The following is an 18,811-nucleotide window of genomic DNA, read 5'->3' on the forward strand; positions in this document are numbered from 1 at the left end:
GGAAAAATAACAACGCCACACTGGCCACCGTAATATCCAGGGCACGTTTGACGAAACGCTCTGCTCCGCTGAGAGGTGCACGCTGGATTTCGATGGCCAGAACTCGCTGTCGCGCGGACGACTTAAAGTTCGTCAACGATCGAACCTGCATATCGGGCAACAATCGCGCCGCCACTGGAAGGGATTTTAATTCGTCGCGGACCAGTTCCATGCGGTGCACGTCACCCCAGGGCAACGCAAGCAATATCTCTCGGCAATTATGGCGCCGCACGAAATGGGCGACGGAATTAATAATACGTTTGTCCGTCGCCGAGCGTACCAGTGGATCGTTTTCTCGACCCAGCGTAAAGCTGTTGATTTCTGATGCGCCAAAAAATGCCAGCAAGTCTTGCGGCTCTAGAGCGGCCAATTCATCAAAATCACCAATTAGAACGACGTCGCGACGACCGATTGCTCCGGTCGACAATGCTTTGGCCAAACCATTCTTGGTAAGCTTGCGCACCCCCAACAAACCCACCGGTGCAAGAAAATAAAAGATCACGAAGGCACCGCGCGAATAGGCGACTCCAATCTTGAGAAGAAATGCGAAGAATGCGAGCAATAAGCCTGTCGTAAACCAGCAGACGAGAATTTGTCCGATCTCCACGCGAGGCTTGGCACTATCAGGAAAGTCGTAGTAACCGCTCCCGCTCATTCGCAAAATGTGGATAAAGCTCGCCAGTAGTCCGACCGCACAATGCGGAAGGATATCGGGCATCGAATTACCTATCACCAGCTGATAGCCAATCCCGCTTACAACGCTCGAAAGTAGAATGATAAATGCGTCGGCCGTGGACAGAAGATAAGGGATTGCATCGCTCGAGAAACTAGCCGGAGGGCGGCCCGCGGAGTCGTCGAGCTGTCCCGGTTTGTCTCGAACATCCGACCCGATAAACATGATTACTGCCGCCGTTCACTGCCGCCATTTTGTCATCAGGAAGCACAAAAAAATTAAACTGCCAAACGACAATGTAACTCTTCGTTAATGGTCACAAGGATAGGCTCAGGCAGGGTGCGGCGCAACATTAATCTGTTGGGCGCCATTCGGTCCTGGAGCACATAATAGATGCTGCCGCTTTTATCATGCTGTGCGGGCGTCTACCTCGGCCTCCGTTTCAATATTTTAGCTTTACTGCCGTTCTCAATACTGGGGGCGGGGGCATATATTTCTTCGTCTTGGTCGGCGGGTCAAAGCCTGTCCGACAGCGCAATTGTTCTGTTGTTGCCGATGATCTCAATTCAGGCTGGCTACATGGTCGGACTGACCGCGCGCGGCGCCTACGGACAGCTTCTGGAACGGCTAAATATCCGCCAATCCAAGCAAGTCTGACCCTACCAACGCCAGGGTTACGATTAGAAGTGCCTAGGGTTCCCTGGTGGTAGACCGCCAATACCCTGGCAGGACTCCGCCGAGCCATTTTGATTACCGGCTGGATGTACTCACCGAAACCCCGCCATTGAAAATGTCGCGACTAACTCCGGCGGAGTGCTAGACTACCATCTGGACTGACAGGTCATCTCCTGCGGCTTGAGTTGTCGAATGTACCGGCCGAAGTCCACCGGACGAGGCCGAGTTGGCCCGTGTCGCGTCAGACCAAGTTATGAACGATGGAGATCTCCGCAAAGGAGACATTATTACAACCGACCGCGGCTTTTTGCAGTTTCGCGGATTGAAAGCAGACGGAAGCTACGACTTTGTCGCTGTTCCCAACCCCTTTTCGACTGACAAACGGAGCGCCATCAATTTCCGATGACGATCGCCCTCAACTCCAACGTTTATGTAATCCGACAACCGCCTCAACGTCACGCCCGACGGCGGCAAGGCGCCTTCTAAAGGCACGCGGGGCTTGAACTGGAGGGGACAAGCCGGCGACAAAACGCGGCAATCCGACAGCTTCCCTGCCCCAATCGAGTGTGCGGCCAGGGTGTATCCGCCCCCGCATGGGCGTCGCCATCGTTGAACCATGTTTGACTTTCCCCCGACGTACCATTGCACCGAACAGGGTTTGGAAGTCGCAATTGGTCGATAGTCCAAAGGGCGAGGGCGATGCACACCGCGCACGGACAAGCCGGGACATGAAGAAGACGAAATCAGAGATCGACGAATATATTGGCTCGCGAATACGCGAGTATCGGCTGTCGCTGCGCCTGACCCAGGAACAGCTTGCCAGCGCGTTGAAAGTCTCGTTTCAGCAAGTTCAAAATTATGAAAAGGGAATAAACGGCATCAGCGCGGTGCGCTTGTTCGACATCTGCAAGATTCTGAATGTCCCTTTGGCGTCGATGTTTCCGCCGGATGATCCGAAGGAGGCCGTCGTCCAACCGCCATTGGAGGATGAGGCAAAGCGCGGGACCACGCTTTAGACTGCGGACGACGGCAGGCGCAGCCTGGGCGCGTGATAGCGGACATAGCGAGCGGCGGGACTCGCAGCGCAGCAAGACCACTCACTAGACCGTGTCGTGACTTAATCGCTCGCCGTTGGCGCTTTCAAGTCCGGAAACCTGCTCAACGTCGCAGCCTTCAGGAATCTAAGATGCGTGATCGCAGCCGCAAGCTCCTTGACGCGACGTTGCCCATTGGCAATCTCGATGCCGAACAAATTCTGGTGGTGACTGTCGAGTGGTTCGCGCTCCAGATATTCGTCAGTTCCATTGCCAAGCGTCACCGCGGCACGCGCCAGCACATCCTCGACCCGTCGGTTGAGGCCCGATTGTTCCTGTTCCGCAGCAAGCAGTGCATTATCGACGGCGCGCAAAATGGCGCTGACGCGCGAATTATCAGTCTCGGCGTCGCGATCGGCTGAGCGCGCCCTGAACTCCTGATCACCCAGACGCTTCTTGAGGTAATTGCGTGCGCGAGCTCGTAAGAACAGCTGAAACATCATGGTATGTCCGGTTCAAACCGCAGCCATCGCGCCCAGTATAATTCAAATCACTCTATCTTGGTTAAAAAAGCCTAAATCTCCGGGACGATCCGCATGGCTTCGACCAGTCACCGCCGCTCACCCGGTCCGTGTCTTGCCTGGGAGGTTCAGCCGAAAAGCCAAATCGGAGACCAGCCCATGGCACGGCCGCTATCCAATTGCTCAAGGTCAGCTGGGGGGTCCTCTCCGTCGCGTGAACCAGTTTATGCTGATTTTTTTCCGGTGTTTTTTTGTGCCGATTACGGGCGAGTGCGGCCGTGAAGTTTTCGTTCCGGCCGGTGCAGTCCTTCTCAGGTCCGGAAGAACGCGAACCAGATCACGCCGAGGATCAAAACCGCAAGGCCGGTGGAAACGACAAGCAGAGCAAGCACCGACGGTCCCGGTTCGGCCTGCCGCGCTTCGGTTGGCGTTTCGACGATCTGGCGCTGTTGTCGCGTTGCCATGGTGCCCTCGATTTCTTGTGTCACGCCAGAGGCCCCGCTCATTCGGCGCTGGGTACCGGGAGCAACGCATGATTTCCGATCATGTTCCGGCTTTGGGCTTTGGGGCCCGCCAATGTCAGGGAGCGTCACCTCGGAAAGAATGCGGCTCTATCGCGATTTGCGCCGGCGCCCCTTTTGATCAGGCTCCGAAACCATCGGCCCCCGCCGCGGTTAACGCCATTAGGAGATTCTGCGCCCGGGCTTATTTGAAACCCGGTTCGCCGGTGGTATCATCGTTTTTGTTGCGTTTTTCGGAGTATCCCCATGGCCCCCCGCGCCAACTGGAAGGGTTTCCTGCGCCTTTCCCTCGTGACCTGCCCGGTCGCCCTGTATCCGGCGACGTCGGACACCGAAAAGGTCAGCTTCAACCAGATCAACCGCAAGACCGGCCACCGGATCAAATACGCCAAGGTCGATGCGGACACCGGCGAGGAAGTCGCCTCCGAAGACATCATGAAGGGCTACAAGGTCGACACCGACACCTACATCGAGATGTCGAAGGAAGAACTCGACGACATCGCGCTCGAATCGACGCACACGATCGAGATCGACGAGTTCGTGCCGAAAACCGACATCGACACCCGCTATCTGATCCGCCCCTATTATCTCGTGCCCGACGGCAAGGTCGGCCACGACGCCTTCGCGGTGATCCGTGAGACCGTTCGCAGCATGAACAAAGTCGCGATCGGCCGCGTCGTGCTGACCAACCGTGAGCACATCATCGCGCTGGAACCTCTCGGCAAGGGCCTGATGGGCACGCTGTTGCGCTACCCTTACGAGGTGCGCAGCGAAAAGGAATATTTCGACGATATCCAGGAGGTGAAGGTCACCAGGGACATGCTGGATCTCGCCAAACACATCGTCGAGAAGAAGTCCGGATCGTTCGAGCCGGACAAATTCGAGGATCACTACGAATCCGCGCTGATCGATCTCATCAACAAGAAGCGCAGCGGCATTCGCACCACGGCGAAAGCCGCGCCAAAGACTGGCGGCAACGTCATCAACCTGATGGATGCGCTCAAGCGCAGCCTCGCCAGCGAACGGCAGGCCCCTCCTCCGGCCAAGGCAAAAGGCAAGAAGCCGCGCAAGGCCGTCTCCGGCCAACGCGAGATGTTACTGCCGATCAGCGGCAAGCGTGTTGCGAAGGAAGAAGCCAAGACCCAAGCACCCAGGAAGGCCGAAAAACCTGGACGCGCGCCCGCCCGATCGAAAAAGGCCGGATAGCGCAACAGCTGCGACGTCGGCCTTTTTTGCAAGGCAACTAACCTCACTGCCAGTGCCACGTCTGGTCGCCGATGACGTCGTGAACTCCCGGAACAGTTCCAGCAGCCGCGCTGGCAAATGGCGGTCGGGAGGCAGAACAACGCCGCGCCAACCGGCGGCGATACGCATGTTCGCGCGTATCGCGGCGATGCGGGTGCTGAACGCGGAGAGATCGCAGGCCGCTATTTCAGCGAAGTATTGACCGAGGTGAATCTGGTGTTGAGGGTGCTGCCGATGCCGTTGACGGCGGTGACAATCACAATGCTCAGACCGGCCGCGATCAGGCAATATTCGATGGCCGTCGCGCCGGATTCGTCGCTCAGAAATCTTGAAATCAGCTGCTGCATTCAAAACTCCTTTGGCACGCCCCCACAGGATCCTGCCCCACCCGACGCCCCGCTGAAATCTAGATATCAATGGTTGCGAGTACATTGATGAACACGCTGAAAGATGGGTTAACCAGACTGGCCGTTATTCTGGCATCTTTCCGCGGCTTTGCTTGGCGGAGCATGAGAGCCTGATCGGTGCCGATGCCCCGTTCAACGAGCGACCTAAAAGCGCGCGACCGGCTGGAAATCATGATTTGGATCAAACAGATTGAAGCAAGAGTGCCCAATGTGGTTTGAGTAGTTCAACCACCGGCCTTGCCAATGCACCCAGCCGACACAACCCGCCCGCAGCTGAAAATTCGAAGCGTCAATCTCGACACCGGACGCGAGAACGTGGTCGTCATTTCGCGGCAGTCGAAGGCGTTGCGCGCGGAGATCTTTCGCGGATTCAGCCGCGTCGAACTGCGCCGCGACTCCAAAGTGCTGCTCGCCACCCTCCTCATCACCGACGACGACGCTCTCGTCGGCCCCGACCAAATCGGCCTTTCCGAGCCGGCGTTCCGGCGCTTCGCCGAACCCGCCGGCAATCTGGTGGCGGTGACGCCGGCGGCTCCGCCGGAAAGTCTCGAAGCGGTGCGCGCCAAGATCCGCGGCCAGGTCCTGAGCGCTCGGGAGATCACCGCAATCGTCAACGACCTCACGCACTATCGCTACTCCGACATGGAGGTCGCGGCGTTCCTGATCGGCTCCGCCAGTTTCATGACCAGCGACGAGTTGATCGCCTTGACCCGGGCCATGGCCGAGGCGGGAACACAGCTGAAATGGACCAACCCGATCGTGGTCGACAAGCACTGCATTGGCGGCATTCCGGGCAACCGGACTTCCATGATCGTGGTGCCGATCGTGGCGGCCCACGGCCTGCCGATTCCGAAGACCTCCTCGCGCGCCATTACCTCTCCCGCTGGCACCGCCGATACGATGGAGGTGCTGGCCCGGGTCAATGTCGGCGCCGACGAGATGCAGGCCATTGTTGCGGCCTGCAACGGCTGTCTGGTTTGGGGCGGGCACGTCAACCTGTCTCCCGCCGACGATATCCTGATCTCGGTGGAGCGGCCGCTCAGCCTCGACACCCGCGAACAGATGGTGGCCTCGATCATGTCGAAGAAACTGGCGGCCGGTTCGACCCATTTGTTGATCGACCTGCCGGTCGGCCCCACCGCCAAGCTCACCAACGGCACCGAAGCCATGCGGCTGCGCAAGCTGTTCGAATTCGTCGGCGACCGCTTCGGCATAGCGGTGGAGGTGATCACAACCGACGGCCGCCAGCCGATCGGAAATGGCATCGGTCCCGTGCTCGAAGCCCGGGATGTCATGGCCGTTCTGGCCAACGATCCCGCAGCCCCGAGCGACCTGCGCGAAAAATCGCTGCGGCTCGCCGCCCATTTGCTGGAATACGATCCGAAGCTACGGGGCGGCGCCGGCTATGCTCGCGCCCGCGAACTGCTCGACAGCGGAGCGGCCCTCAAACAAATGCAAAAAATCATCGATGCGCAGGGGCCGTCGAACTGCAGCAACGGCCTTGGGGATCTGACCTTCGATGTGCCGGCCGGCAGCGATGGCGTCGTCTCCGGCATCGACTGTCTGCAGATGAACCGTCTGGCGCGAACCGCGGGCGCTCCGCTCGACAAGGGAGCCGGCATCCGGCTGTTCAAGAAGCTCGGCGACCGCGTCGAAAGCGGCGAGCCGCTGTATCGGGTTTACGCTTTCGATCCGTCGGGGCGCGATCTTGCGGTGGCGAGCGCGAAGATCGATACCGGCTACGCCATCGAAAATCCGACACCGCCTCGCGGCCCGGAAAAGCTGTGAGCGACGTCGCCATGCAGAGCCTGTCATCCGGTGCCGCAGATGCAGGACGGCTGGCCTCGCTGCTCGGCGTTGCCTTGCGGGAAATCAAGCTGCACCGGTTTCCTGACGGGGAAATACGCGTGACGGTCGGCGCTGCCGCCGCGACGACGATCATCTATGCCCCCCTCGACCAGCCAAATGACAAGCTCATTGCTCTCCTGTTCGCCGCGGAAGCGCTTCGCCGGGCAGGCACCAGGCGGCTCGTGCTGCTGGCGCCCTATCTCTGCTACATGCGCCAGGATGCAGCCTTCAGCGAAGGCGAAGCGATCAGCCAAAAGGCGGTCGGCCGGCTCATTTCAGGAATTGTGGATCGCGTGATCACGGTGGATGCCCATCTCCACCGCACGCCCGACATCAGCGCGGTTTTCCCCGGTATCGAGGCGGAAGACCTGTCGGCCATGCCGGCGATCGCCAATTCGCTGCGCTCGGCCGGGATCGATCCGGCAACGATCGTGGCCGGCCCCGACGCGGAATCTGCGCCTTGGGTGAGCGATCTCGCCGGCAAGCTCGGACTGGCGCACATGGTTGCGCGGAAAATCCGCCGCGGCGACCGCTCCGTCGAGATCGCGCTCACCGACCCGGCATCGGTCGCCGGCCGGCCGGTGCTGCTGGTTGACGATATCGTCTCAAGCGGCGGCACTTTGATTGGCTGCGCCAAGGCGCTCATCGCCGCGGGCGCCACAGCGGTCGACGCGGTCATTACGCATGCGCTGTTTCCACACGAAATGGCCGCCAAGTTCAGAGACGCCGGCATTCGCTCCTTGCGCTCGACGTCCAGCGTGCCGCACCCCACCAACGCGATCCCGCTCGATGACATCTTCGCGGCCGCGCTGCGCGGCGAGGTGAATGGCACTACCCTCCCGGAGATCACAACATGAGCGTGACCATTCGATTTTGCGGCGCGGCGCACACGGTAACGGGCTCGTGCTATCTGCTTGAAACGCCGTCCGGGCGTTTCCTGATCGACTGCGGCCTGTTCCAGGGGCAGAAGACCCTGAAGGAACTCAATTACGGCGCCTTTCCGTTTCGGCCCGCCGATGTCGATGCCGTGGTTCTGACGCATGCCCATATCGACCACAGCGGGCTGTTGCCGAAGCTGGTGCGCGAAGGCTTCCGCGGCAGAATTCTGGCGACGCGCGGCACCATTGACCTGTGTTCCTATATGTTGCCGGATGCCGGAAGCATTCAGGAGTCGGAGGTCGCGGCCCTCAACCGGCGCAATTCGGCGCGTGGCAGAGCCGAGGTCAGCCCCATCTACACCCAGGCCGACGCCGTCGCATCGCTGCAATCGTTCCAGCCGGTCGAATACGAGACCTGGGTCGGTGTGATACCGCGCGTTCGCGCGCGCTACTGGAATGCCGGTCATCTTTTGGGCTCGGCCTCGATCGAACTTGAGTTCGAGGGTGAAGGCGCTGCGGGTCAACCGTTGCGCCTGCTCGCGTCCGGCGATGTCGGCCCCGACGCCAAGCTGCTCGAGCCCGATCCGAAGGCGCCAGCCGGGTTCGATTACGTCATCTCGGAATCGACCTATGGCGACCGGATTCGCGCCGCGACGACGCCGCAACAGCGCCGCCAGCGTCTCGCCGCAGAAGTCAAAGACGCCGCGGCGGCGAAAGGCGCCCTGCTCATCCCCGCCTTTGCGGTCGAACGCACCCAGGAATTGATCGTCGATCTGGTCGATCTGATGGAACGCGGCGAGATTCCGCCGGCGCCGATTTTTCTGGATTCGCCCCTGGCGATCCACGCCACCGAAGTGTTCCGGAAACATGCCGCGAGCCTCGATGCGGATATCGACGTCAATCGCCTGTTCAGCTCCTCGCATCTGCGATTTACCGAGACTGTCGACGAAAGCAAATCGATCGCAAAGCTGACCGGCTTTCATATCATCATCGCCGCAAGCGGCATGTGCGATGCCGGGCGGATTCGGCATCACCTCAAGCACTGGCTCTGGAGCAGCCGGGCCACCGTGCTGCTGGTCGGCTATCAGGCGCACGGCACCCTCGGCCGGTTTCTTCAGGAAGGCGCCAAGGCTGTCCGGATCCAGGGCGAGGAGATCAGGGTGGCCGCCCGCATCCGCATGATGGATGAATATTCCGGGCATGCCGACGGGAGTGAAATCACGCGATGGATCGCCGCGCGCCGCCCGATTCAACGAGGCCTGTTCCTCGTCCACGGCGAGGAGCAGGCGATCGCTGGTCTCGCCGCGCGCGTCGCGGAGCGGATCATTCCCTCGGCGAAACTCTTTCAGCCGGTGCTCGACGACATTTACGAGCTTTCAACGCCGGCGCCCACGCTGCTGGACGTCGCACATCGCCGCCGCCTCGCCCCTGAAGCGGTGATCCATCTTGATTGGCACAACGAGATGTCGAGGCTTGTGCTCGATATCAACGATCAGATCGCGGCGGCGGCCGATGACCGCGCCCGCGGCGTCATCATCCGCCGGCTGCGACGCGCGCTGGCGGATCGGGCTGAACCTGCGGCCTGACGCTCGATCATTGGCGGGGAAAGGCACGCCGGACGGAAAAACTGGCCTGATGGCGCTGGCCCTGATGCGGCCGAGATGGGATAATCGGACATTGATCGGCTGGGGGCCCTTTGAGCCCGCGCCGCCGGACACTGGATATGCTGGATTTCATGGGATGACCGCGCTTCCCCCGGCCGTGGAGACCGATCTCAGCGAGGAGAATGAGCGTCTGCGAGGCGAATTGCGCGCGGCCAGGGATCGCCAGGCCGCCGGCGCCGAAATCCTGCGCACCATCGCCGGCGCGCCGGGCGATGCCGAGCGCTCGTTGCAGCGGATCGCCGAGATCACCGAGCGGCTGTTCGGTGCCTCGAGCGTCTCGCTGCTGATCGCCGACGGCGAGCGCTGGGGCCGGACCATCCGCGTCGGCGCCGGCTCGGAGCGGATCGCCACCGCGATCCCGCTGGCGCATGTCGCTATCACTTCGCAGTTCATGCCGGGCGCGGTCTATCTCGAAAACCGCCAGGTCCACGTTCCAGACACCGATGATCCCGCGGCGATGGCCCGCTGGCCGGGGCTTGCACCGGCGCGGACCGCTGGCACCCGCACCATGTCGGGCACGCCGCTTCGGCGCGAGGGCCGGGCCATTGGCGCGCTGATCGTGCACCGCGACCGCCCCGTGCCCTTCACGGAGGACGAACTGGCGCTGCTGCAGAGCTTTGCCGACCAGGCCGCGATCGCGACCGAGAACGCGCGGCTGTTCAACGAGACCCAGGAGGCGCTGGCCCGGCAGACCGCGACATCCGAGATTCTGCGCGTCATCAGTCAATCGCCGACCGACGTGCAGCCGGTCTTCGACGCCATCGTGCTCACCGCCACGCGGCTGTTCCGCCGCGACCTGGCGTTCATCCTGGAGTGCGACGCCACCACCTACTGGCCCGTAGCCACGGCGGGGCCGGAAGGACTCCGCCCTCCCCCCGATCTCGGGGCTGTGGCGATCGATACCGACGCCAATTTCCCGTCGCGCGTCATCGTCACCGGGAAAAATCTGCATTTGCCGGATTGGTCGGCGGTCGAACTGCCCGACTATGAGCGCATGGTCCACGAGACGTTAGGCATCAACTCGGCGCTGTACCTGCCGCTGCTGCGCGAGGGGAAATGCATTGGCCTGCTCGGCATCGCCGGAAAACAGGCTGGAATTTTCGGCGAGAGCGAAATCGCGCTGGCCGAATCCTTCCGCGACCAGGCCCTGATCGCGATCGAGAATACCCGACTGTTCAACGAGACCAGGGAGGCGCTGGAGCGGCAGACCGCCACGGCCGATATCCTCAAGGTCATCGCCAGTTCGCCCAATGACGTGCAGCCGGTGTTCGAGGCCATCGCGGCCAGCGCCAAAAGGCTGCTCGGCGGCTTCTCCGCCACGGTCGTGCGCTTCGTCGGCGACGCGCTTCACCTGGTGGCGTTCACGCCGACGAATGCAACAGCAGACCAGGCGCTGCAGGCTTCGTTCCCGATGCCACTCGCGGTGTTTTCGTCTTTCAACCTGGTTCGCGGCGGCCAGACCGTGCAGTTCACCGATACCGAATTGGAGGATGTGCCGCGAGTAAACAGGGAGATCGCGCGGTTGCGCGGTTACCGCAGCATGGTGTTCACGCCGCTGATGAGCAACGGAACGCCCATCGGCATGATCAGCGTCACGCGAAAGGAGCCCGGCTCGTTCAGCACCCATTACGTCCAGCTGCTGCAGACCTTCGCCGACCAAGCCGTGATCGCCATCGAGAACGTGCGGCTGTTCAATGAGACCAAGGAGGCGCTGGAGCGGCAGACCGCGACCGCCGACATCCTCAAGGTCATCGCCAGCTCGCCCTCGGACGTGCAGCCGGTGTTCGAGGCCATCGCGGAGCGATCGAAAAGGCTGGTCGATGCCCTGTCGACCACGGTGTTCCGGCTTGTCGACGGCGTGATGCACCTGAGGGCTTTCACGCCCACCAATCCGGAAGCCGATGCGACCCTCAAGGCCATATTCCCCGTTCCGCTGTTGAGTTTTAGTTGGGGCGAAGCGATCGCCAGAGGCGAGATTTTCCGGGTGATCGATACCGAACAAGAGATACCTGCTATACGCGACCTGGCGCGACTTCGCGGCTTTCGCAGCATGCTGTTCGTACCTCTGTTGCGTGACAGGACGCCGATAGGTGTGATCGCGGTGACCCGGGTCGAGCCCGGCCCGTACGTCGAACATCACGTCCAGCTGCTGCAGACTTTCGCCGATCAAGCGGTGATCGCGATCGAGAACGCGCGGCTGTTCGACGAAGTGCAGGCACGAACCCGCGACCTCGCGGAGGGGCTCCAACAACAGACGGCGACCGCCGAGGTGCTGAAAGTCATCAGCCGCTCGGTTTTCGATCTGCAGTCTGTGCTCGATACCCTCGTCGAGTCTGCCTACAAACTCTGCGGCGCCAATCTGGGCCTGCTCTACCTGCGGGGCGATGAGGCCTTTGAATGCAAGGCGATCGCCGGCGTCGGCGTCGCGGAAGCGAGCCTCCTGTTCAAGGGACGCCCGATACGCGCAGGCCGCGGCACCGCCGCGGAACGCGTGATCCTGACCGGAGAAGTGCAGAGCATCACCGACTTCTTCGCGGATCCGGAAATGGATCCCAAGATCCGGGAGGCAATTCGAACCGCCGGTGGTTCGGATTCGAGCATTGGCCAAATTCGTTCGACACTGGCCGTCCCCATGACACGCGACAATGCCGTGATCGGCGTGATGGTGATTGCGCGTTCGCAAACCGGGCCGTTCCCTCAACGCCAGATCGAACTGCTGCAGACCTTCGCCGACCAGGCGGTGATCGCGATCGAGAATGTCCGGCTGTTCGACGAGGTGCAGGCACGAACCCGGGAGCTGTCGCAATCGCTCGATGAATTGCGAACCGCGCAGGACCGCCTGGTGCAGACCGAGAAACTGGCCTCGCTCGGCCAGCTCACGGCGGGCATTGCCCACGAGATCAAGAACCCGCTCAATTTTGTCAACAATTTCTCAGCATTGTCAGCCGAATTGACCGATGAGCTCAACGACGTGTTGAAGTCGGCCACCCTCGCCGGCAACATCCGCGAAGAAGTCGATGAACTGACGGGCCTGCTGAAAGACAATCTCGAGAAGGTTGTCCAGCACGGCAAGCGCGCCGATTCCATCGTCAAGAACATGCTGCTGCATTCGCGCGAGGGAAGCGGCGAGCATCGGCCCGCGGACATCAATGCACTTCTGGAGGAGAGCCTCAATCTCGCCTATCACGGTGCCCGCGCCGAGAAGCCGCAATTCAACGTCACCCTGCAGAGGGATTTCGACGAGGCGGCCGGCACGATCGAGGTGTTCCCGCAGGAAATCACCCGGGTATTCCTGAATTTGATCTCAAACGGATTTTATGCGGTAACCAGACGCAAGATGGAGATTGGCCATTCAGGCTTCGACCCGATCGTCAGCGCGACCACGAGAAACCTCGGCCACGCCGTGGAAATCCGCATTCGCGACAATGGCACCGGCATCCCGGCCGAGGTGAAGGAAAAAATGTTCAACCCGTTCTTCACGACCAAGCCGGCCGGCGAAGGCACCGGGCTTGGCCTGTCGATGAGCCACGACATCATCGTGAAACAACACGGTGGCAGGATCGAGGTGGAAACGGAGCCCGGACGGTTCACGGAATTCACCATCGTTTTGCCGCGGGCGAGCGCCCAATCAGACAAGAATAGAGGTCCGACGTGAACGTTTTGGTTCTTGTGGTCGATGACGAGCCCGATGTCGAAGCGTTGTTCCGCCAGCAATTCAGGCGCGACCTTCGCGCGCAGCGGTTCGTGATGGACTTTGCCATTTCGGCCGCCGACGCGCTGGCGCGCATTGCCGACACCATCGAGCAATCGCTGATCCTGATCCTGTCCGACATCAACATGCCCGGCATGACCGGACTCGAAATGCTGCCCAGGGTGAAGGCGATACGCCCCGAGGTTCCCGTGATCATGATTACCGCCTACGGCGACCCCGAAACCAAACGCAAGGCGCTGGCAGGCGGCGCAAGCGGATTGCTGACCAAGCCGATCGACTTCACCGTGCTGCGCGAGGAAATCGACACCAGACTGCAGCAGGCGAGCTAGCTCGAAGCTCCCTCTCCCGCCAATGCCGCCATCTCTACGGCTTGAAGAACGCGGGATCGTTCAGCGCCTTGATCATGGTGTCCACCATGTCGGCGGCGCCGTGGTCCTCGCGCTCCTCCAGAAGCTCCCACATCTTGCGCAAATTGGCGCGCATCGGCGCCTTCAGTGAGGGATCGCGCTCGATCAGCGTCCGCGCGATGCAGAAGGCAATGCCTTCGGTGCCCATCCGGGCCTGCTCGACGGTGGGTTTGCTCATGGCCGGCTCCTTGCAGATTTCAATGTCGGACTTGGTTCGGGGCGCTGTGAGAGCATGATCCGCAAAAGTGCGAATCAGTCTCAAGGATCATGCTCAAACAGGGAAATGACATCATGATCCGATTCAGCCCAGTCGCATCATGATCTAGATGAATTTCGCGCCGATGGGTAGGCCGCAGCGCAAGGAACGGGCAGAACTCAGCTTTGTCCTACTCCGCGATATCGACCGGCCTGGCGGGACCGGCGAGCGGCTTTTCTTCCATCAGGGCCATGCACAGCGATCCCGCGACCATCATCGCCGCGGCGGCACCGAACACATAGCGGAATGCAGCGATCATGTCGGCGACCGGGATCGAACTCACCGGACCGCGATGCTCGCCGGCCAGTGAAATATCGGCGCCAAGCGCCATCAGCAGGATCGCGCTGAAGAATGCCACCGTGAACGACGCCATCAATGCGCGGAAGAAGTTTGTCGCCCCGGTAATGGTGCCGATCTGCGACCGCGTCACCGCATTCTGCGCCGAAACCGTGCTGACCGGAAACGCGGTGCCGAGACCCAGCGCGAACACCGACAGCAGCACCAGCAACACCCATAGTGGCAGCGCAAAAAGCGCAAGCGCGCCTCCGGACGCCGCGGCGCACAACATCCCGATGATGGCGACCCGCTTATAGTGTTTGGCGCGCGCCATGGCCCGGCCGGCAATCGCTGCACCGCCGGTCGAAACGGCCGCCAGCGGGATCAGCGCAAGCCCCGCCTCGCTGGCGCTGAGATGATAGACCACCTCATAGTAAAGCGGCAGATGCACGGTCAGTCCGAGCATCGCGCCCATCGCAAAGCCGCCGCAAGCCATCGCGTAGGGCACGACCTTTCCGCCCATCAGCGGCAGCGGCAGGAAAGGCTCTTCGGCATTCCCGACATGCCACACGAACGCCAGCGCGAGCGCGGCCGATGCACCGATCATCGCCACGATCACGGGTGACAGCCAGAGATAGCGGTTGCCACCCCAGGTCAGCACCAGCATGAATACCACAGCGGCGGCCATCAGCAGCACGCCGCCGAGCCAGTCGACCTTGCGCCTTTTGTGGAATACCGGGATCTTGGCCATTTTCGGCAGCAGCATCGCCAGCGACGTCAGTCCCAGCGGCACGTTGATCCAGAAGATCATCGACCAGTGCAGATGTTCGGCAAACACCCCACCCAGGATCGGCCCGCCAATGCCGGCCGCCATCCACACGCCGCTGAAATAGGCCTGGTACTGGCCGCGCTCGCGCGGCGACACGATGTCCGCAATCACGGTCTGCACGATCGGCAAAATGCCGCCGCCGCCGAGCCCCTGCAGCCCGCGCGCCAGGATCAGCACCGGCATGTTCGGCGCCAGGGCGCACAATAAGGAGCCCGCGATGAACAGGCTCATCGCGGTGATGATCATGGCGCGGCGGCCGTAGATGTCGCTTAACGTGCCGAATACCGGTGCCACCGCGGTCGATGCCAGCAGATAGGCGGTGATCACCCATGACAGGCTGGTGACGTCCCGGAATTGGCGACCGATGGTCGGCAATGCCGTAGCGACGATGGTCTGGTCAAGGGCGGCCAGGAACATCGTCAGCATCAGGCTGGTCAGGATGGTCCGGACTTCACTCGGCGTCAGCGGGACGCGCGGCTGAATCGGTGGTGCGTCGCTGATATCGATGATCTCCGCAGACGCCTGCGCAAGCTCGCCCGCGATCGTTTCGGGCAATGCCTGGTGGTCAGCCGGTTGAGGGCTCTGTCGTTCGAACTTGCTCATGCGGATTGGTATTTTTGCAATGCGACCGGAGGCGGCCCGGGATTCGCCCCCAATTTAGTCGGCAAACCGGGCTTGCGGCAGCGGGTTGCGCGCATGGGTGCGTCCCGCGAGCGTACCAGCCAACCGTTTGATGGATAACGGGACCTGCCTTCAGGACGATGGCCGCTTCTTGAGTCGGGCGCGCTTCGGCAACAGCGCCGGCCATTGCACGATGTGGTCTTCGAGGTCGGCATCGGCGATCTCGTTCTCGGTTCCCTGCACCCGCCCGCGCACCGAGACGCCAGCTTCGTGAACGGTGTTGGGGTCGCCTGAAATCAGCGGGTGCCACCAATAGAGGTCGCGGCCTTCGGCTACCAGCTTGTAACCGCAACTGGGCGGCAGCCAGTTCAGGGTGCGGACATTTTCCGGCGTGAGCCTGACGCAATCCGGAACCCGGTCGGAGCGATTAGTGTAATCCTTGCAGGCGCATAGCCCGGCATCCAAAAGCTTGCAGGAAACGTGGGTGAAATAGATCTTGCCGGTATCCTCGTCCTCAAGCTTCTCCAGGCAGCAGCGCGCGCAGCCGTCGCACAGGCTTTCCCATTCGACGCTGGACATCTCCTCCAACGTCTTGGTTTTCCAGAAGAAACCCTCCTGGCCGGAGGACGGCTTGGGCTTGGCGGTCATGAGTCCCTAGGGGTTTCCGGACGGTGGCTCGGGCCCCTTCTAGGGGCTGCGACAGCACCGGCGCAAGCAAGATGGTCCGGCGCTGCCGAAAAGGCCGGGACAACGTTATCCCTGCCGGCTGAAATCGTGAGCCCGACCATTGGTTTATGGCCCCCGCTCGGTTAGACAGGGATAGAGTCCCCAGGAGCGCAAATGCGCCTTGGGTTTGCCGCAACATTCGCGCAAGACGTCTCGACGGCCCCAATGCTTAGAGCGCTGCGAACTGACCAAGGGTCCGGGCATTAGTGCGCAAGATCGTGCCAAAGGAATGGACCAAGAAAATCCGGCACTGGATGCTGGATCTCGACGCGCGCATCGATTCCACGCTGTTTTCGTCGGGCAAAGGCGCGCGCGAGCTTTACGAGCGCTACTCGACCTTCATGGACCGGTTTTATGTCGGCCGCTGGAAACGCTGGGTCTTCATCGAGCCCTTGTCGGAAGCCGCCACCATCGGGCTCGGCGGGCTGATCCTGATGCTGGCGCTGGCGGTGCCGGCGTTTCGCGAAACCGCCGACGACGACTGGCTGAAGAAATCCGATCTCGCGGTCACCTTCCTCGACCGCTACGGCAATCCGATCGGCAGCCGGGGCATAAAGCACAATGATTCGATTCCGTTGGAGGATTTTCCTGACAATCTGATCAAGGCAACGCTGGCGACCGAGGACCGGCGCTTCTACGACCATTTCGGCATCGACATCGCCGGCACCGCGCGCGCGCTGTTGACCAATGCGCAGGCCGGTGGCGTCCGGCAGGGCGGTTCGTCGATCACCCAGCAGCTTGCCAAGAACCTGTTCCTGAGCAACGAGCGCACCATCGAGCGCAAGGTCAATGAGGCGTTTCTCGCGGTCTGGCTGGAGACCCGGCTCTCCAAGAACGAAATTCTCAAGCTCTATCTCGATCGCGCCTATATGGGCGGCGGCACGTTCGGCGTCGACGGCGCGGCGCATTTCTATTTCAACAAGTCGGCGCGCGACGTCAATCTCGCGGAGGCCGCGATGCTCGCAGGGTTGTTCAAGGCGCCGACCAAATATGCGCCCCACATCAACCTGCCCGCCGCGCGTGCCCGCGCCAACGTGGTGCTGGATAACCTCGTCGACGCCGGCTTCATGACCGAAGGCCAGGTGTTCGGCGCGCGGCGCAACCCGGCCACCGCGGTTGACCGCCGCGACGAGAACTCGCCGAACTATTATCTCGACTGGGCGTTCGACGAGATGCGCAAGCTGGTCGATACATTTCCGAAATCCTATAATGAGCGCGTCTTCGTCGTTCGGACCGCGATCGACATGAACGTGCAGCGCGGCGCGGAAGACGCCATCGAGAACCAGTTGCGCCAGTTCGGCCGGGACTATCACGCGACCCAGGCCGCCACCGTGGTCGCCGATCTCGACGGCGGCGTGCGCGCGATGGTCGGAGGCCGCGACTACGGCGCCAGCCAGTTCAACCGCGCCACCGACGCCTACCGGCAGCCCGGTTCGTCGTTCAAGCCGTACGTCTATACCACCGCCCTGCTCAACGGCTTCAAGCCGACCTCGATCATCGTCGACGGCCCGGTCTGCATCGGCAACTGGTGCCCGCAGAACTACGGCCACTCCTATTCCGGCGCGGTGACCCTGACCCAGGCGATCACCCGCTCGATCAACGTCGTTCCGGTGAAGCTGTCGATCGCGCTCGGCGGCAAGTCGCCCAATCCGGCCAAGGCCGGCCGCGCCAAGATCGTCGAGGTCGCGCGCCGCTTCGGCATCAAGGCGCCGCTGCCGGACACGCCCTCACTGCCGATCGGCGCCGACGAGGTCACGGTGCTCGAGCATGCGGTGGCTTATGCGACCTTCCCCAACAAGGGCAAGTCGGTCACCCCGCACGCGGTACTGGAAGTTCGTACCGGCGCCGGCGATCTGGTCTGGCGTTTCGATCGCGACGGCAAGAAGCCGCTGCAGGCCATACCGGCATCGGTTGCCGCCGATATGGCGGGAATGATGAGCCATGTCGTCAGCGAAGGCACCGCGCGGCGCGCGGCGCTCGACGGCATTCCGACCGCGGGCAAGACCGGCACCACCAATGCCTATCGTGACGCGTGGTTCGTCGGCTATACCGGCAACTTCACCTGTGCCGTCTGGTACGGCAATGACGATTACTCCGCGACCAACCGCATGACCGGCGGCTCGCTGCCGGCGCAGACCTGGCACGACATCATGGTCGCCGCCCATCAGGGCGTCGAGATCAAGGAGATTCCGGGCATCGGGATGGGCACGAAATTGCCCGCGCCTGCCGCCTCCGCGTTCATGGCGGCCAACGGCGCGCCGAAGCCCGCGGAGATCAAGCCGCCGCCGCCGATCCTCACCAAACGCGGTGCGGACATCCTGGTGCATGTCGAGAAATTGCTCGACGACGCGGCCAGGACCGCCGGCGACCCGACAAAGCCGGTCAAGCCGGTGTCCTCCAACGCCCCGGCGTTTAACGACAGCTTTGCCGCGGCAGCGCCCGCCAATCCGGCTCCGCCCGCAGCGCGCAAGAACTAATC

At 61.9% G+C, this 18,811-nt stretch carries 15 protein-coding genes and 1 pseudogene; 9 read left to right on the top strand and 7 right to left on the bottom strand.

What is annotated here, in order from left to right; translation table 11 throughout:
- A pseudogene (locus E8A46_RS29285) lies at positions 1-937 on the bottom strand (undecaprenyl-phosphate glucose phosphotransferase); the annotation flags it as partial.
- A 168-nt stretch (positions 938-1,105) separates the two neighbouring features.
- On the opposite strand from E8A46_RS29285, the gene E8A46_RS29290 reads away from it, so the two are divergent.
- Positions 1,106-1,369: a hypothetical protein gene (locus E8A46_RS29290; RefSeq protein WP_291568597.1), complete on the top strand. Its 264-nt coding sequence runs from the start codon at positions 1,106-1,108 to the stop codon at positions 1,367-1,369.
- A gap of 746 nt (positions 1,370-2,115) precedes the next feature.
- On the top strand, positions 2,116-2,403 hold the full coding sequence (locus E8A46_RS29295; protein WP_291568599.1) for a helix-turn-helix transcriptional regulator: 288 nt from the start codon (positions 2,116-2,118) through the stop codon (positions 2,401-2,403).
- Between the two features lie 101 nt (positions 2,404-2,504).
- On the opposite strand, the gene E8A46_RS29300 is transcribed toward E8A46_RS29295, so the two are convergent.
- Together E8A46_RS29300 and E8A46_RS29305 are read right to left on the bottom strand one after the other, a co-directional pair.
- Positions 2,505-2,921 (bottom strand): hypothetical protein, encoded by a 417-nt coding sequence (locus E8A46_RS29300; RefSeq protein WP_291568683.1) that lies wholly within the window; start codon positions 2,919-2,921, stop codon positions 2,505-2,507.
- A 332-nt stretch (positions 2,922-3,253) separates the two neighbouring features.
- Positions 3,254-3,406, bottom strand: a complete 153-nt coding sequence (locus tag E8A46_RS29305) for a hypothetical protein (RefSeq protein ID WP_291568601.1) — start codon at positions 3,404-3,406, stop codon at positions 3,254-3,256.
- Positions 3,407-3,709: 303 nt separating this feature from the next.
- On the opposite strand from E8A46_RS29305, the gene E8A46_RS29310 reads away from it, so the two are divergent.
- Positions 3,710-4,669 carry a Ku protein gene (locus E8A46_RS29310; RefSeq protein WP_291568603.1) on the top strand — a complete coding sequence of 320 codons (960 nt, stop codon included), beginning with the start codon at positions 3,710-3,712 and terminating at the stop codon, positions 4,667-4,669.
- Between the two features lie 221 nt (positions 4,670-4,890).
- On the opposite strand, the gene E8A46_RS29315 is transcribed toward E8A46_RS29310, so the two are convergent.
- Positions 4,891-5,055, bottom strand: a complete 165-nt coding sequence (locus tag E8A46_RS29315; RefSeq protein WP_291568605.1) for a Flp family type IVb pilin — start codon at positions 5,053-5,055, stop codon at positions 4,891-4,893.
- Between the two features lie 303 nt (positions 5,056-5,358).
- Between E8A46_RS29315 and E8A46_RS29320 the strand changes: the two genes are divergently transcribed.
- The 5 genes from E8A46_RS29320 (at position 5,359) to E8A46_RS29345 (ending at position 13,546) form a co-directional block, all read left to right on the top strand.
- Positions 5,359-6,903: a thymidine phosphorylase family protein gene (locus E8A46_RS29320; protein ID WP_291568607.1), complete on the top strand. Its 1,545-nt coding sequence runs from the start codon at positions 5,359-5,361 to the stop codon at positions 6,901-6,903.
- Positions 6,900-7,820, top strand: coding sequence for a ribose-phosphate diphosphokinase (locus E8A46_RS29325; protein ID WP_291568609.1), 921 nt, complete (start codon positions 6,900-6,902; stop codon positions 7,818-7,820). The genes E8A46_RS29320 and E8A46_RS29325 overlap by 4 nt, the downstream gene beginning before the upstream one ends.
- Complete coding sequence (locus E8A46_RS29330) at positions 7,817-9,427, top strand: MBL fold metallo-hydrolase (RefSeq protein ID WP_291568611.1); 1,611 nt, start codon at positions 7,817-7,819, stop codon at positions 9,425-9,427. The genes E8A46_RS29325 and E8A46_RS29330 overlap by 4 nt, the downstream gene beginning before the upstream one ends.
- 154 nt (positions 9,428-9,581) lie before the next feature.
- Entirely contained in the window at positions 9,582-13,160 is a 3,579-nt protein-coding gene (locus E8A46_RS29340) for a GAF domain-containing protein (RefSeq protein ID WP_363252825.1), read from the top strand.
- A complete protein-coding gene (locus E8A46_RS29345) occupies positions 13,157-13,546 on the top strand; it encodes a response regulator (protein WP_291568613.1) in 390 nt (129 codons plus the stop codon). Before E8A46_RS29340 ends, E8A46_RS29345 begins: the two co-directional genes overlap by 4 nt.
- Positions 13,547-13,580: 34 nt before the next feature.
- Here E8A46_RS29345 and E8A46_RS29350 read toward each other — a convergent pair whose 3' ends face one another.
- The 3 genes from E8A46_RS29350 to E8A46_RS29360 all read right to left on the bottom strand — a co-directional run bounded on the left by E8A46_RS29350 (position 13,581) and on the right by E8A46_RS29360 (position 16,254).
- On the bottom strand, positions 13,581-13,802 hold the full coding sequence (locus E8A46_RS29350; RefSeq protein ID WP_291568615.1) for a hypothetical protein: 222 nt from the start codon (positions 13,800-13,802) through the stop codon (positions 13,581-13,583).
- Positions 13,803-14,010: 208 nt separating this feature from the next.
- Positions 14,011-15,588, bottom strand: a complete 1,578-nt coding sequence (locus E8A46_RS29355) for an MDR family MFS transporter (RefSeq protein ID WP_291568618.1) — start codon at positions 15,586-15,588, stop codon at positions 14,011-14,013.
- Between the two features lie 150 nt (positions 15,589-15,738).
- Positions 15,739-16,254 carry a YcgN family cysteine cluster protein gene (locus E8A46_RS29360; RefSeq protein WP_291568620.1) on the bottom strand — a complete coding sequence of 172 codons (516 nt, stop codon included), beginning with the start codon at positions 16,252-16,254 and terminating at the stop codon, positions 15,739-15,741.
- Positions 16,255-16,538: 284 nt separating this feature from the next.
- On the opposite strand from E8A46_RS29360, the gene E8A46_RS29365 reads away from it, so the two are divergent.
- Complete coding sequence (locus tag E8A46_RS29365) at positions 16,539-18,809, top strand: PBP1A family penicillin-binding protein (protein ID WP_291568622.1); 2,271 nt, start codon at positions 16,539-16,541, stop codon at positions 18,807-18,809.
- Positions 18,810-18,811: the final 2 nt, after the last annotated feature.

Origin of the sequence: Bradyrhizobium sp. (assembly GCF_004799445.1) — a bacterium.
Classification (GTDB): Bacteria; Pseudomonadota; Alphaproteobacteria; order Rhizobiales; family Xanthobacteraceae; genus Bradyrhizobium.